The sequence below is a fragment of the Microbulbifer mixtoriginis (SeqCode) genome, assembly GCF_052467235.1.
Window position 1 is genome coordinate 2,131,791 of the sequence record NZ_CP174305.1, and the last position, 14,629, is coordinate 2,146,419.

The 14,629-nt window shown below is 53.7% G+C and carries 14 protein-coding genes; 6 read left to right on the top strand and 8 right to left on the bottom strand.

Translation table 11 applies throughout. The annotated features are described in order from the left end of the window. The first annotated feature begins 6 nt into the window (after window positions 1-6). Both ggt and ACJJIO_RS09385 read left to right on the top strand, forming a co-directional pair. Window positions 7-1,725 carry a gamma-glutamyltransferase gene (gene ggt, locus ACJJIO_RS09380; RefSeq protein ID WP_444910831.1) on the top strand — a complete coding sequence of 573 codons (1,719 nt, stop codon included), beginning with the start codon at window positions 7-9 and terminating at the stop codon, window positions 1,723-1,725. A gap of 158 nt (window positions 1,726-1,883) precedes the next feature. Beyond that, window positions 1,884-3,521 carry an NAD-dependent malic enzyme gene (locus ACJJIO_RS09385; protein ID WP_444910832.1) on the top strand — a complete coding sequence of 546 codons (1,638 nt, stop codon included), beginning with the start codon at window positions 1,884-1,886 and terminating at the stop codon, window positions 3,519-3,521. A 22-nt stretch (window positions 3,522-3,543) separates the two neighbouring features. Here ACJJIO_RS09385 and ACJJIO_RS09390 read toward each other — a convergent pair whose 3' ends face one another. The 7 genes from ACJJIO_RS09390 to radC form a co-directional block, all read right to left on the bottom strand. Further along, a complete protein-coding gene (locus ACJJIO_RS09390; RefSeq protein WP_444910833.1) occupies window positions 3,544-5,223 on the bottom strand; it encodes an amidohydrolase in 1,680 nt (559 codons plus the stop codon). 81 nt (window positions 5,224-5,304) lie between these two features. Then, entirely contained in the window at window positions 5,305-5,844 is a 540-nt protein-coding gene (locus tag ACJJIO_RS09395) for a disulfide bond formation protein B (protein WP_252083874.1), read from the bottom strand. Window positions 5,845-5,857: 13 nt separating this feature from the next. Next, window positions 5,858-6,016 carry a DUF5993 family protein gene (locus tag ACJJIO_RS09400; protein WP_444903461.1) on the bottom strand — a complete coding sequence of 53 codons (159 nt, stop codon included), beginning with the start codon at window positions 6,014-6,016 and terminating at the stop codon, window positions 5,858-5,860. Window positions 6,017-6,089: 73 nt separating this feature from the next. Beyond that, a complete protein-coding gene (gene mutM / locus ACJJIO_RS09405) occupies window positions 6,090-6,905 on the bottom strand; it encodes a bifunctional DNA-formamidopyrimidine glycosylase/DNA-(apurinic or apyrimidinic site) lyase (protein WP_444910834.1) in 816 nt (271 codons plus the stop codon). 87 nt (window positions 6,906-6,992) lie between these two features. Then, window positions 6,993-7,148 carry a 50S ribosomal protein L33 gene (gene rpmG / locus ACJJIO_RS09410; protein ID WP_020413983.1) on the bottom strand — a complete coding sequence of 52 codons (156 nt, stop codon included), beginning with the start codon at window positions 7,146-7,148 and terminating at the stop codon, window positions 6,993-6,995. A 36-nt stretch (window positions 7,149-7,184) separates the two neighbouring features. Continuing rightward, window positions 7,185-7,421, bottom strand: coding sequence for a 50S ribosomal protein L28 (gene rpmB / locus ACJJIO_RS09415; RefSeq protein WP_020413982.1), 237 nt, complete (start codon window positions 7,419-7,421; stop codon window positions 7,185-7,187). A gap of 227 nt (window positions 7,422-7,648) precedes the next feature. Continuing rightward, entirely contained in the window at window positions 7,649-8,323 is a 675-nt protein-coding gene (gene radC, locus ACJJIO_RS09420; RefSeq protein WP_444887576.1) for a RadC family protein, read from the bottom strand. Between the two features lie 151 nt (window positions 8,324-8,474). Between radC and coaBC the strand changes: the two genes are divergently transcribed. From coaBC to slmA, 4 genes are all read left to right on the top strand, one after another. After that, window positions 8,475-9,683, top strand: a complete 1,209-nt coding sequence (coaBC, locus tag ACJJIO_RS09425; protein ID WP_444910835.1) for a bifunctional phosphopantothenoylcysteine decarboxylase/phosphopantothenate--cysteine ligase CoaBC — start codon at window positions 8,475-8,477, stop codon at window positions 9,681-9,683. A gap of 22 nt (window positions 9,684-9,705) precedes the next feature. Next, window positions 9,706-12,108, top strand: a complete 2,403-nt coding sequence (locus ACJJIO_RS09430; RefSeq protein ID WP_444910836.1) for a phosphomannomutase/phosphoglucomutase — start codon at window positions 9,706-9,708, stop codon at window positions 12,106-12,108. 153 nt (window positions 12,109-12,261) lie between these two features. After that, window positions 12,262-13,164: an acetylglutamate kinase gene (gene argB / locus ACJJIO_RS09435; RefSeq protein ID WP_252083880.1), complete on the top strand. Its 903-nt coding sequence runs from the start codon at window positions 12,262-12,264 to the stop codon at window positions 13,162-13,164. Window positions 13,165-13,291: 127 nt separating this feature from the next. Continuing rightward, window positions 13,292-13,900, top strand: coding sequence for a nucleoid occlusion factor SlmA (slmA, locus tag ACJJIO_RS09440; RefSeq protein WP_252083881.1), 609 nt, complete (start codon window positions 13,292-13,294; stop codon window positions 13,898-13,900). Between the two features lie 84 nt (window positions 13,901-13,984). On the opposite strand, the gene ACJJIO_RS09445 is transcribed toward slmA, so the two are convergent. After that, the gene (locus ACJJIO_RS09445; RefSeq protein ID WP_444910837.1) at window positions 13,985-14,584 is read right to left on the bottom strand and encodes a hypothetical protein; all 600 of its coding nucleotides are present in this window, start codon (window positions 14,582-14,584) and stop codon (window positions 13,985-13,987) included. Between the last annotated feature and the right edge of the window lie 45 nt (window positions 14,585-14,629).

Consider the following 14,629-nt stretch of genomic DNA (forward strand, 5'->3'; position numbering starts at 1 on the left):
TGTTTCGTGCGTCACATTCTCCTCGCTCTCGCCCTTGTTCTATCTCCGGCCATGGCCGATGAGCCGCAACCGGAAGTCGATACCGGCCGCAGTGCCATCAAGTCTGCCACGGCCAAATCCTATATGGCGGTGACCGCCAACCCCCACGCGAGTCGCGCCGCCGAACAAATCCTCGCGCAGGGCGGTAGTGCCGTGGATGCAGCCATCACCGCTCAGTTGGTGCTCGGGCTGGTGGAGCCCCAGTCATCAGGTATTGGTGGTGGCGCCTTTATGCTGAGCTACGACGCCAAAGATAAACAGCTGCGCTATTACGATGGCCGGGAAACCGCTCCGGCAGAGGTGGATGAAAACTACTTTATGCACGACGGTAGACCGCGTTCATTTATGCAGGCGGTTATTGGCGGCTACTCAGTGGGCGTCCCTGGCGTCATCCGCATGTTGGAAATGGCGCACCAGCGCGATGGCAAACTGCCATGGGAAGTTTTATTCCAGCCAGCCATCCAGCTAGCCGAAAGCGGCTTTGAAGTCTCTCCACGTCTGCACAAATTGTTGAGCAGGCTACCCCATGTAGATGCAAGACCGGCGATCGCCAGTTATTTCTTTGACAGCGACGGCAGGCCCCTGCCGGTGGGCCACCGGCTGAAGAATCCGGAATATGCCCGCACCCTGCGCATGATTGCCAGCGATGGTGCGAACGCTTTTTATAAAGGAGAGATCGCCGAGGCGGTCGTCAAGGCCGTTCGCGGCGACACTGAAAACCCCGGTCTGCTCAACCTTGAGGATATGGCTAATTATCGGGCCAAACTGCGCCAGCCTCTCTGTTCCGCTTTTCTCGAATACCAGGTCTGTGGTGCGGATGCCCCCTCATCGGGCGGCACCACCGTGGGCGGTATTTTGGGCATGCTGCAAGCTTTTCCCATCGCTGAAATGGAAGCCGGGGACGACCTGCTCACCCATTTGTTTATCGAAGCCTCAGAACTGGCCTTTGCCGATCGCAACACCTATTCGGCCGACTCGGATTTCATCAGTGTGCCCAGTAAGGCTTTGGTATCCCCCGCTTACTTGAGCGAACGTGCGACACTCATTGACCCTGACAGCGCCAGCATAGCCAAGCCCGGCAATCCGAACACTGGGGCGACCAAGCGCCTCACGGCCCAATCACCTGAGATGCCCAACACCAGCCATTTGGTCGTTGTGGATCGCTACGGCAATGGCGTCAGCATGACCAGCAGCATCGAAACGGGCTTTGGCTCTCGCCTGCTGGTAAAGGGTTTTCTGCTGAATAACCAGTTGACCGATTTTTCCTTTACCCCAAAAACGGCCGAAGGGCAGTTGGTGGCGAATCGTATCCAGGCCGGCAAACGACCTCGCTCTTCCATGTCGCCAACGGTGGTATTTAATAAAGATGGCAGCCTGCGCCTACTGGTGGGCTCACCCGGGGGGTCACGTATTATCGACTACACCGCCCGCACCATTCTCTACCACCTGGGGCTGAATATGCCCATTGCCGATGCCATCGCAGCCGGCAACATTGGCGCTATCGGGCGGCGTGTCGAACTTGAACCCGGTTTCTTTAGCCAGGACACCATCAATAAACTCAGGGCTCGCGGGCACGAGGTCGTCGAGCGCGATCTCAACAGCGGCATTCATGCAATCGCGGTAAAAAACAATACACTCCACGGCGGTGCCGACCCCCGCCGGGAAGGCAGTGCGCTGGGGCACTGATTTTCTGGAGGAGGCATATTGCATATGCCTCCTCAAAACCATCCCCCCTAGAAAGCTGCCATTCATAAACCAGCTTTCCGGATAGCGTGCCCCTTCTTTAGAGTGGTCCATACTTCCTCCTAACTAGCGTAAGCCAAAACGCAACTGGAGGGCCCCTCTTGGACCACCGCAAAGTAGATGCTACTGGCATCGAACTCCTGCACGACCCCAGCACCAATAAGGGCACTGCTTTTACAGAAGCGGAACGCAACAAGTTTGGCCTTAACGGCCTGATTCCCTACGCTCTGGAAACCATCGAAACCCAGGTAGAGCGGGTGATGATGCAGCTGAGCCACAAACATTCGGATATTGATCGATTTGTCTACCTGACCGGTCTACTGGATACCAACGAGACGCTCTTTTACCGAGTGGTGATGTCCGATCCGGTGCGCTTCCTTCCGATCATTTACGACCCCACTATCGGTGAAGCCTGCACCAAGTTCAGCCATATCATGCGCAGGGTCAGGGGTGTCTATCTGTCTATTGCACAGAAGGGCAGTATCGCCGACTCCCTGTCTCACTGGCCGGACCGGGACATTCGATTTATTTGTGTCACCAATGGCGGACGAATTCTGGGGCTCGGGGATATCGGCGCGAATGGCATGGGTATCCCCATTGGTAAACTGCAGCTTTACACCGCCGCCGGGGGCGTACCGCCAGAGCATTTACTGCCACTCTTTTTAGATGCCGGCACCGATAATGAACAAGTACTCACAGACCCTCTTTATGTAGGCCTGCGTCGTAAACGCCCGGATACTGAGACGCTTTACCGTTTTGTGGATGAATTTGTGGACACTGTTCAGCAGCGCTATCCACACTGCTGTCTGCACTTTGAGGACTGGACCGGTAGTGACGCCGTCCACCTGCTGCAACGATATCGAGACAGGGCCTGCTGCTATAACGATGATATCCAAGGCACTGCGGGCATTGCCCTGGCCGGCATGATCAACGCCCTGAAAATCAAACAGGGCTCGTTAAAGGATGAAAAAATCTTCTTCGCCGGTGCCGGCTCTGCCGGCATAGGGCTTGCGGATTTATTTGTGAGTGAACTGGTCAATGAGGGGCTCAGTAGGGAAGAGGCCCAAGCCCGCATTATTATGTTCGATGAAAAGGGACTACTGGTAAAAAGTCGCGAAGACCTTTTCGACTTCCAGCGCCCCTACGCACACGACCACTCCCCAACTTCACAATTATTGGAGGCCATAAAAACTCACAAGCCAACTACCTTGATTGGCGTCAGTACCGTTGGCCAATTATTTACCCAGGAAGTCGTGGAAACTATGGCCGCACACAACCCGCGACCCATTATTTTTGCTCTGTCCAACCCAACCGAACATGCCGAATGCAGTGCGGAGCAGGCCTACAGTTGGAGCCAAGGCCGAGCCATCTATGCCGCCGGCGTACAATTCCCCAAGGTCACACTGCATGGAAAAACCTATTTGCCAGGCCAAGCGAATAATTTATATATCTTCCCCGCGGTAGCAATGGCAATTTATGCAACAAGTGCTAAACGTGTGCCCGACTCACTATTTATTGAGGCCGCCCGTGGAGTTGCTGAGCAAGTCGGTCAAGATCTGCTGCAGCAGGGCTGTCTGTTTCCGCCACAATCAAAAATTTTAGAAATATCCCAAAATACAGCCGCAAAAGTCAGCAAGAAAATCTTTGAACTTGGGCTCAGCGCAATGGAACCGCCAAAAGATTTTTTAGAATTTATAGAAAAACATACTTATAAAGCTGAATATCTTTCTTATATTTGAATTTAACTCAATACAACAAAGGTCAGAAGGTGTCTAGTTGTATTGATCTTGGTTCACTGCCTGAATTTCTAAAATATTTTCGATCAAATACCAAGCGTCCCTTATAAAAAGTCTTTATCACTTTGGCTTCATCAACCTGATCTTTAGAAAAATTAAATATATTTCTATCTAAAACAATAAAATCAGCCCACTTACCCTTTTCGATACTGCCCGTTTCCTTTTCCAAGCCCCCGGAATAGGCAGCATTAATTGTAAAAGCCTCAACTAGGTCATAAATAGAAATTCCTAGATTTAACCCCCGATAAATAACCGCCATTGGATCCAACATGCCACTAATCTGAGAGGGGTCAGAAGATAATAAAGATACACTCATGGGAATATATTTTTCTCCGCCCTTTAAACTTCTGCCCTCCGTTGAACCTTCTCGGCCCCTATGCAAGAGGAAAATATTTTTTGGTTGCATAAATACAGCACTATGCATCTGGGAAAGCTGATCCAGAGTGGACTCTTTATCTAAAAAAGCATTAACAATTGCATTGCGTATTTTGGTGTCGTCCCCCTCCAACTTTTCCAGTATATTTAAAGCTTTATCAGTTTCCTCTTCTCCAGAGACTAAAATCTGTATGGGAAATTGGTGAGCATTAGCCCTTTGCGCCAAGCTAATAACCTCTTTAATCGAACCAGAAGTCCTTGAGATTGGTTCTGTAGTGATCCACACCCTTAAATTTTCCGGCAACCATCCAATATAACTTATCGAAGTCAGCCTAAAGTCATCGATTGCTATTTGACTAACCTTTTGCTGCAACGAACTAAAATCTCTGTCGGCAAAATCTGTACTAACCGCCATTGAGGCCAGCACGCGAAAACCCATGGGTTCAATTTTGGATATTTGATCAAAATAACGCTTTTGGCCTTCCTCATCTTTTAATACAACAACGGAATCATAGAGACTTGTCACACCATTACTAACCGCTAAATCTTGCATACTGAGCAAGTCTTTTCGGTAATCTCCGTTTATGTCCTGCGGGATCAATTTCTCTATTAGTGCGACAGCGCCAGGACCCCGCAACCAACCAGTAGCAATGCCGTGTTCGTTTTTTTCTATAAATCCATTAGGAGGATTCACACTTTCATTATTAATTCCTGCGGCAGCCAGACCTTCTGAATTTGTCCAGATATTGTTTCGGTCTGAAGAAAATAAAATAATCGGGATCAGGTCATTAATTTGATCGAGAATTCCTTTATGCGGAGTCTCAGCAGAAAATGTCTGCAAATTCCAACCATCACCCACAATTACTTGCTGTTGCGGATTCTCTAGAATATAACGCGCTACCGCAAAACGGTAATCTTCAATGGAGCCTCCAGAAAATAAGTTGATTCTGGATGCCGCCCCTCGAATTTTTGCCCTTTGGAAAAAGCCAGGTAAAACCAGCTTACCATTCAGATCTACAATTTCAGTATCCCCGCCAATATAAGCCTCAACACCTGTCTCAGTGCCGACAAAGACAATTCGCCCATCCCTGATTGCCATCGCCGCAGCAATAGATCGGGCTTTATCCGCGGTATAAATAGTGGCGTTGCGGACAATTAACTGAGCAGGCTTGCTTGGGGTGGGATTGGCAGTGGGAATGAAGCCCACGCTCTTTTCTAGAGGATCACAGGAGAGGAGCAAAAGAACCGATAGCAAACTGAATAAACGCATATAGCTTCCCACGGATTTGCCCTATCCCCTCAATTTTCCACTGTGAAAAAATTCAGCGAGACTAGCAATTCAATGATTCTCTCAAGGCCACAGCCAGTGATAGCCGAAAGAGCCTCTCGTACAGGGACCTAGCCCGCACTCCAATAGGGTGCTGGCCAGGTTCGCCATGGCAATGGTGAGAAACAGCACCGCGATAAATTTCTCGGGAAAGGTGAATCGACGCGGTGACAGGTTGCGCCGCAAGAAACCCAACATCATTGCGACCCCGCAATAAGTAAGCAGCCCAAAAAAAGCCACGGCCGCCCAGGTATAGAGATGCAAGCCGAGAAAGGGCTCTCCAAATCCGGGGTTATTGGGCAGAATATGCAACAACACCTGGCGCCCGGCAGCAGCCAGCCCGGCAATACTCGAGAGGATAACAATTCCGTAGTGAGCGGGACGTACACCAAATCGCAGGTTCATCAGCAAGCCCAAGCCAGCCATGGTAAAGGCTACACGCTGAAGCAGGCATATGGGGCAGGGCAGTTGGTGCTCGTAAAGCTCGATGATAAAAGCCGCCCAGAGAACCGCAGAGAGGCCGAGAAGAGCCAGGGCATCGAGCCTTCGGACCATATACACCATAGCGGCACCCCGGCTAGAAGGAGAGGTCCAGCGTTGTGTTCGAGTGATAAATCAACCAGATGATGTAAATCACCATAGTCAACAACCACCACACGGTGGCCGCGCGCTGGCGGCGCTTCCATATATACCAGGCTGCAATCAGAACGGTGAGAAAAGGCAGTACCAATACCACGGGCCATCTCCACAGACAGCAATACTCTGATATTAGTAGTAAATTCCCGCCAATGCCCTACCGCAAAGTAAGCTCAACGCTGGCAACGAGTGCAAAAGAAGGTACTGCGCTGGCCCAGAACCATATCCCGCACCAGGCTCCCACAACTGGGGCAAGGTGCTCCCGCGCGGCCGTAGACATTGAGTTCCTGGGCGAAATATCCTGGCTTACCATCACCACCGATAAAGTCCCTCAGGGTAGTGCCACCTTGGGCAATGGCACGACTCAATACCTTTTTGATCGCCTCTGCAAGGCGCAGATAGCGGGCTTTTGAAATAGAGCCCGCTTCACGATCCGGGCGGATACCTGCCAGGAATAGCGATTCACTGGCATAAATATTCCCCACCCCCACCACGATCCGCCCATCCATAATGAACGTTTTCACCGACTGTTTACGCTTGCGGGAAGCGGCGAACAGGTAGTCACCATTAAAACTCTCCGACAGCGGCTCCGGCCCTAAATGACTGAGTAGATCGTGGGCCAGGGGGTCTGTTGCGGTCCACAGAAGAGCGCCAAACCGGCGTGGATCCCTGTAGCGCAGGGTCAGGCCACTATCGAGTCGCCAGTCGATATGGTCGTGCTTCTCAGGGGATTCTTCCTGCTCGACCAGGCGCAGGCTTCCAGACATCCCCAAATGCCAGATGGCACATCCCTTATCTGTATGCACCAGTAAGTATTTGGCGCGACGCTCCAGCTTCAGAATACGGGCATTTTTAATGTGCTTGGCGAAGTCCGGGTCTACAGGCCAGCGCAGTCGCGCCTGTCGTACCACAACCGATCGCACCCACTGTCCCTCTAGATAAGGAGCGAGGCCACGGCAGGTGGTTTCTACTTCTGGGAGTTCAGGCATTTCTCATCTCACGATGGCTGTAGCCGAGGAGCGGACACAAAAAAGCCCGGCAAGAACCGGGCTCTTCTGCGAGTACGCGGAAGGCAATTACTTGATTTTGCCTTCTTTGTACATAACGTGCTTGCGAACAACGGGATCGTACTTTTTGATCTCCATTTTCTCAGGCATGTTGCGCTTGTTCTTGGTAGTGGTGTAGAAGTGGCCAGTACCGGCGCTGGAATTCAGACGAATCTTCTCACGCATTGCTCAATCTCCAATCAGTTAGCTGAATACAGCTAATTAAACTTTTTCGCCGCGGGCGCGCAGCTCAGTCAGGACAGCGTCGATACCTTTCTTATCGATAACGCGCATGCCTTTTGCGGAAACACGCAGTTTCACAAAACGCTTCTCGGACTCAACCCAGAAACGGTGGCTGTGCAGGTTCGGCACGAAGCGACGCTTGGTGCGGTTCTTAGCGTGGGATACATTGTTTCCGGTTACCGGACGCTTACCGGTTACCTGACATACCTTGGACATCTGTTGGCCTCTTCAAAACGCTTGTGCCCGCATGGCGCCAATCCTGAAGAGGAAAAGGGTGTGCGGGAACATAAAAATCGGGATTCTAATCCGGTTCCTGGATGGCGGCGGAACCTGTGCAGAATCTGGCCCGGCCGCAAAGAGCGGCGTTTTATACCAAAAGAGCCCGTAGGGAGCAAGTTTTGTACAGTACTTCTGCGCCAATCGCAGCTTCTCAATTGCAGTGCCTACAGCAGCCCCTGCTCTGCAAAGGATAGGGCCTGGCCCTCGCCCACTATCAGATGATCCAGCACCTTGATATCCACAAGCTCCAGGGCCTGTACCAAACGCTCGGTAATCCAGATGTCCGCCTGGCTAGGCTCGCAAATGCCCGATGGGTGATTATGCGCCAGAATCACTGCCGCCGCACCCCGCTGTAAAGCAGCCTGCACCACCTCACGAGGATAAACACTGGCGGCATTCAGAGTGCCCTCGAACAATTCCTCAAAACTGATAACACGGTGCTGGGTATCCAGGAAAAGGCAGCAAAAGACCTCGCGGCGGCGATGGCGCAACTGCATAGCCAGGTAGTCTCGCACTGCCGCCGGACTGCACAAAGCACTGCCCTTCCGCACCGTTTCTGCCAGGTGTCGTCGCGCTATCTCCAGCGCCGCTTGCAGCTGTACAAACTTGGCATCCCCCAATCCACGAGCGCGACAAAACTGCTCCCTACCGGCCTCCAACAGGGCACGCAAGCCGCCAAACTCACTGAGTAGACCCCGCGCCAAATCCACTGCGGAAACGCCCGGCAGCCCCACCCGCAAAAATATCGCCAACAACTCTGCATCCGACAGCGCCGCGGCACCCTGCGCCAACAGCTTCTCCCGGGGCCTCTCAGCCGCCGGCCAATCCTTGATCTTCATAATCGTTTCTCGCCTTCCCTGACTGTCTTTTTTTTGTGAACTCTCTCCCCAACTCACCACAAGCACGATTTTCGCGTCTATTCTGCGCCTTATAAGTCCAGACGCAGAAATGCTAATCTAACCCGCTCGCATATATTCGGAAACTGTATCTATGTCCTCACTGGCCGATAAACGCATACTTTTGGGAATCAGTGGCGGTATTGCCGCCTACAAGAGCGCCGACCTGGTACGCCGCCTAAAAGAACGCGGTGCCCAGGTGAGAGTGGTAATGAGCGCCGGCGCGCGCGAGTTTGTGCAGCCGCTGACTTTCCAGGCCCTATCCGGCAACCCTGTACACACCGATCTGCTGGACCCAGCCGCTGAAGCCGCCATGGGGCATATCGAGCTGGCCAAGTGGGCCGACCTGATCCTGATTGCCCCCGCCAGTGCCCAGGTGATGGCGAAACTGGCCTGCGGCATGGCCGACGACCTGCTCACCACCTTGTGTCTCGCCAGCGAAGCACCAGTGGCCCTGGCCCCCGCCATGAATCAGGCCATGTGGCGCCACCCAGCCACCACTGCCAATGCCAAAACTCTGCGTGACCGCGGGGTACAGCTGTGGGGACCGGCGGCTGGCAGCCAGGCCTGTGGTGACGTGGGACCCGGCCGCATGCTGGAGCCCGCTGACTTGGCCCTGCAGGCCGAGTCACAGTTCGGCTCTAACGACTGTCTGCGCGGCAAGCGCGTGGCGATTACCGCCGGCCCAACCCGCGAGGCCCTGGACCCGGTACGCTACCTGAGCAACCACAGCTCCGGCAAGATGGGGTTCGCCCTGGCCGAGGCCGCCCGGAGGGCCGGCGCCGAGGTCACACTAATCGCCGGGCCGGTAAATTTAGCCACTCCCGCACATGTGAAGCGCGTCGATGTCATCGATGCGCGGGATATGCGCGATGCCGCCGAGCGTGCGGCTGACCTCTGCGATATTTTTATCAGCGCTGCCGCTGTTGCCGATTTTCGCCCCACCTCGGTGGCGGAACAAAAAATCAAGAAACGCGAGGGCTGCGACGAGAGCGCTATTACCCTGGTTAAAAACCCGGATATCGTCGCCGGCATCGCCGCGCGCAGCGAGCGACGCCCCTTTACCGTGGGCTTTGCCGCTGAGACACAGCAAGTCGAACAGTATGCGCAAAGCAAACTGCAACGGAAAAACCTCGATATGATTATCGCCAACGACGTCAGTGGCAGTGAAACCGGCTTCAATAGTGACCGCAATGCCGTCACGGTGATAGATCGCCACGGCAATACACAACTGCCCGAGGCTCTAAAGGCCGACCTAGCGCGACAGTTAATAGAAATTATTGCCGTCAAAGCGCAGAAATAAAGATTAACAGGCAGGAAAATCAGTGGTTTTCAACAAGAAAAATCAGAGCCAAGGACTATTGCACAAGGGGTTGCTGCTGCCTTCGTTGCTGGCGGCCGTCGCCTGGCTCTGCGGGGCCTATCTAATCGTTGAGCATATAGTCACCCCCCACAATCAAGCGCAAGTACAACAGGCAGCCCGGGCGCAGGGGAAAATCTTCGCGCAAGATGTAGAGTCTCTGTTAGCCGAACGCACGCGGCAGCTGCAACAAATTGAACGCAATGGACAACCCCTTGAAGAACAGCTAAAAACAGCACAACTACCGAAACAATCGCGAATTCAGGTCTTTTCAGAGGCACAAATCCGCGTGGGCGCAGGTGAAAAGCCAACCCTGAACTTCGCGCTAGTAGATCTGCTCAAGCGTACCCGACAAGACAGTCAACAGCCCCTAGAGATACTGCGTACCGGCCCCGACAACAGCTGGCAGCTTCACAATGCTGTTAACCTGGCGGGGCAACAACTTCTGATCAGCCAGCCCTTCGCTGTTTTGCAAACATCCCTGGAAACGCTCGATAAAAACCAGGGACAGATTCAGCTGCTTCAAAAATTTCCCGATTCGATTGCACAGCCCCTTTGGCGCGGCGGGCAGGGCAGTGGCTTCAGCCATTCTGAAGCAATTCCGGATAGCTACCTGCAGGTGCAGTTCAGCCCCTCCCCTGCATTTATCCAGCAACACAGCTTGCCACTTCTGTGGATCTATCTCACAGCCGGCGCCGGCCTGCTGTTCTCCTTGCTGGTACTTCTGCGCTTCCTGCCCCGAGACAACCGTGCCCCCTGGGAGCGCAGTCAGAAAGGTGAGAAAGGTGGTAGAAGCGAAAGTGAAAAATTCCCTGCGCCCGAGTCGCAGCAGGATGCTCTGCTGGCGGATGAAGCTTTACCCCAAGGGCTCGCATCGGCACCCAGCATCGCTCCCGAAGCTTTACAACAGAATATGACAAATCGCGCTGAGGCAAGGTCTGCGACCAAATCAGGTAAGCCCCAACATCCGCTAACTACCGAGTTTCCCCCTCATGTGTTTCGCGCATACGATATCCGCGGCATCGCCGGTGAGGAAATTGATGAGCCCTTTGCTTACCAGCTGGGAAAGGCCCTCGGTACCCTGGCACAGCACGCCGGAGAGCAAATCCTGCTAGTGGGGCGCGATGGCCGCAACAGTAGTGCACTGCTCAGCAACTGCCTGATGGAGGGGATTCTCGATAGCGGCTGTAACAGTATCGATCTGGGCCTGATCCCATCACCACTGCTTTACTACGCCTGCGCCAAGGGCAAGAACACCAGCAGCGGTGTTATGGTGACCGCGAGCCACAATCCGGCGGAATACAATGGCTTCAAGATTGTGCTCAAGGGCCGCCCCCTCTCTGAAGAAAAGCTACAGGGCCTGCACCAGCTTATGCAGCAGGGGCCCTTCAAAAGCGGGGAAGGCAGTAACCGCGAGCAGGATATTAAAGACAAATATATCGACGAGATCTTTAACAACGTCGCCCTCGCCGGACAACCGCACCTGGTAGTGGATGCGGGCAATGGAGCCACTTCCGTTTTGGCACCCCGGTTGTTTGAGCAGCTGGGCTGCGCAGTCACTCCGCTGTTTTGTGAAGTGGATGGGGACTTCCCCAACCATCCACCCGATCCCACGCGCCCGGAAAACCTGCAAGCATTGATCGACAAAGTGGCGGAAACCGGAGCAGACCTGGGCATAGCTCTGGATGGCGATGGTGATCGTGTCACTCTGATTTCCAGCAGCGGGCGCATCGCCTGGGCCGATCAGCTGGTTATGCTACTGGCGAGAGACATCCTGGCACGCAACCCAGGGGAGACGATCGTCTTCGATGTGAAAAGCAGCCGTAGCCTTGCTCAATTGATAAACCAGTACGGCGGCCGCCCGGTGATGTGGAAGACCGGCCACGCGCCGATGAAAAACAAAATGCTAGAAACCAAGGCAATTCTTGGCGGTGAGTTATCCGGCCATATTTTTATTCGGGATCGCTGGTTTGGTTTCGACGATGGTATCTACGCAGCGGCGCGGCTCCTGGAGATTATGGCCCTGCGGGAACAGAGCCTAGATGAACTCCTCGACTCACTGCCGCAAATGGAGAGCACCCCGGAAATATTGTTGCCCGTAGAGGAGCAGGAGAAGTTCTCCCTGATTGAGCAGTTGCGCGAACAAGGCAATTTTGACAATGCCGATATCAATACTACCGACGGTCTGCGCATAGAATTTTCTGATGGCTGGGGGCTGGTGCGCGCCTCCAATACCACCAGCGCGTTGACCCTGCGCTTCGAGGCCGAAAATAAAGAGGCTCTGGAGCGTATTCGCAAAGTAGTCATGGCGCAGATCAAGAAAATTGCTCCCACAGTTGTCGTTCCCAATTGGGAACTGCTCAACTAGCGCACCAATTTTAAACCTGTGCGGCACAGGCAGGTGCCGCAACCGACTAGCGCTCCGTGCTTTAATCAAAAAAATCTCGACCGCGCAGTATCTACAGCAGCGGCTGGACAGCGGGAAAGCTATCCAGCCGCATCCCACCATAAAGGAATTGCCATGTCCCTCGATAAGAAGTCCGCTCTGCGTATTGCTCAGGTTTTGAATGAAGCCTTGCCCTATATCCAGCAATTCACCAATAAAACCGTGGTGGTAAAGTTTGGCGGTAATGCCATGGTGGATCACGAGCTGCAAAACGACTTTGCCCGCGACATTATCCTGATGAAGCTGGTGGGCATGAACCCGGTAGTGGTACACGGCGGCGGCCCGCAAATAGGCCTGCTGTTGAACAAACTCAATATCGAATCTCACTTTGTCGACGGTATGCGCGTAACCGATAGCGAGACCATGGATGTGGTGGAAATGGTATTGGGGGGCACGGTCAACAAGCAAATTGTCAATCTGATCAATCAGAACGGAGGCCGCGCAGTGGGCGTTACCGGCAAGGATGGCTTGTTAATCGAAGCGCGCAAACTGAGCCGCAAAAATGAGAGCGCCGGCCTGCACGCCTCAGAAATTATTGATATCGGCCAGGTAGGCGAGGTGGAAAAGGTCAATACCGATGTCATCAATATGCTGATCCAGGGCGGCTTTATTCCGGTAATCGCCCCTATCGGCGTCGACAAAGAGGGGGTTTCTTACAATATCAATGCCGATCTGGTGGCCGGTAAGGTCGCCGAGTGCTTGCAGGCAGAAAAGCTGATGCTGCTCACCAATGTTGCGGGCCTGCAAGATAAGCAGGGCGAGGTACTCACCGGCCTGACGACGCCTCAGGTGGAAGGGTTGATTGAAGATGGCACCATTCATGGCGGCATGCTGCCGAAAATCAGTTGTGCACTCGACGCGGTAAAAGACGGGGTCACTTCTGCCCATATTATCGACGGCCGGGTACCTCACGCGGTCCTGCTGGAAATATTTACCGACACCGGCGTCGGCACCTTGATTACCAATAGTGAGACATAAAGCCATCGCACTGTAGCGCTTGGCAATTGAAGACAGACGTACGAATCGGTAGGATTCCGCCGCCGAAATATTAAGGCGACAAGAGCAAAAATCACCGTCCACCCCCCAAGTGGACTAAAGGCAATCAATGAGCAGCGAAAAAATCAATCGGCGCCAGCAAATTCTGGAATCTCTGGCACATATGCTGGAAGCCAGTCCTGGCGCACGTATTACAACTGCAGCCCTGGCCAAGGAAGTTGGCTTTTCTGAAGCGGCGCTATACCGCCACTTCCCCAGTAAGTCAAAAATGTTCGAAGGCCTGATCGAGTTTATCGAGGAGACTATTTTCAGTCGCATAGCGCTGATCCTTCAGGAAGAACCCTCTGCTTTGGAGCGATGCCAGAGAATCCTGCACCTTCTGCTGGCTTTTTGTGAGCGCAATCCGGGTATTACCCGACTTCTCACTGGCGATGCGTTGACCGGCGAAACCGAGCGTTTGCACGGGCGTATCCTGCAGTTGTTCGATCGCCTGGAAACCCAAATCCGTCAGATTTTGCGTGAAGCGGAACTGCGTGAACACCTGCGTCCAACCCTGCCCCTGGGCGGTGCCGCCAACTTGTTATTGGCCAGTGCCGAGGGCCGTATCGTGCAATATGTACGCAGCGGCTTTAAGCGCAAGCCCACCGAGTACTGGGCCGAGCAATGGCCGGTTTTGACCTCCGGCTTTTTCCGCGAGACCGTCGCCGCAGCCAGGTAACTGGCTGTGCGGTATGGAAAGTGAAAGATAACTGGAAGGACGCACGTGTAACGAAGCCAGAAAGGCGCTAATGGTCCTGCACTATCAGGATCTGTTAGTAATTTCTGCGTAGCGCGTGGCGGCTTTATCGAATTCCTCACCGATAGAACTGGCCTCGTCAGCGCGCCGTTTGAGGCGCTCGCGCAGTACTGCCACTTCTTTTTGCAAATCGGCAATACGCTTCAGGAGCTCCGGAGCCACCTCGCGCCCACCGCGCTGGGTGCGCGCCGCCTGTGTCTCTTCCTGGGTAATTTGACGAGTGAGACTGGTGATATTCGAGTGCATGATCGCCATATCCTGCTCGACAATTGCCAGCTTGCGTTTGCGAGCACTTTCGATATCGGCGAGGCTGTTATAGCGTTTGAGCAGCTTGCGGTCCGCTTCTTCGCGTGCTTCCTGTCGGCGCTGCGCTTCGAACTCCTCGGGACTCAACTGCGGTGGAACCACTTCTATAACACGGCCAGAAAGGTTGAGAATTTCGTAGCCCTTAGCCACGTACTCCGGCGGCACCATTTCATTGAGTACCATGATGCCCTGCTCATCGGTATAGCGATAGAGCAACTGCTCACCGCTGGCAGCACTCGCCAGGGTACAAAACAACGAAATGGCAGGAACCAGGAAACATTTTATGGGGGCGATTGCCATCGCTCTTCTCACTAAATTGATGCGGCCCGCTATAACGAGCGGGCC

Excerpts from the sequence above, each read along its gene's own strand:
- slmA (WP_252083881.1), top strand. The coding sequence starts at position 13,292 with ATGAGCAGCGAAAAAATCAATCGGCGCCAGCAAATTCTGGAATCTCTG.
- ACJJIO_RS09395 (WP_252083874.1), bottom strand. The coding sequence starts at position 5,844 with ATGGTGTATATGGTCCGAAGGCTCGATGCCCTGGCTCTTCTCGGCCTC.
- mutM (WP_444910834.1), bottom strand. The coding sequence starts at position 6,905 with ATGCCTGAACTCCCAGAAGTAGAAACCACCTGCCGTGGCCTCGCTCCT.
- radC (WP_444887576.1), bottom strand. The coding sequence starts at position 8,323 with ATGAAGATCAAGGATTGGCCGGCGGCTGAGAGGCCCCGGGAGAAGCTG.
- ACJJIO_RS09445 (WP_444910837.1), bottom strand. The coding sequence starts at position 14,584 with ATGGCAATCGCCCCCATAAAATGTTTCCTGGTTCCTGCCATTTCGTTG.
- rpmB (WP_020413982.1), bottom strand. The coding sequence starts at position 7,421 with ATGTCCAAGGTATGTCAGGTAACCGGTAAGCGTCCGGTAACCGGAAAC.
- coaBC (WP_444910835.1), top strand. The coding sequence starts at position 8,475 with ATGTCCTCACTGGCCGATAAACGCATACTTTTGGGAATCAGTGGCGGT.
- argB (WP_252083880.1), top strand. The coding sequence starts at position 12,262 with ATGTCCCTCGATAAGAAGTCCGCTCTGCGTATTGCTCAGGTTTTGAAT.
- rpmG (WP_020413983.1), bottom strand. The coding sequence starts at position 7,148 with ATGCGTGAGAAGATTCGTCTGAATTCCAGCGCCGGTACTGGCCACTTC.
- ACJJIO_RS09390 (WP_444910833.1), bottom strand. The coding sequence starts at position 5,223 with ATGCGTTTATTCAGTTTGCTATCGGTTCTTTTGCTCCTCTCCTGTGAT.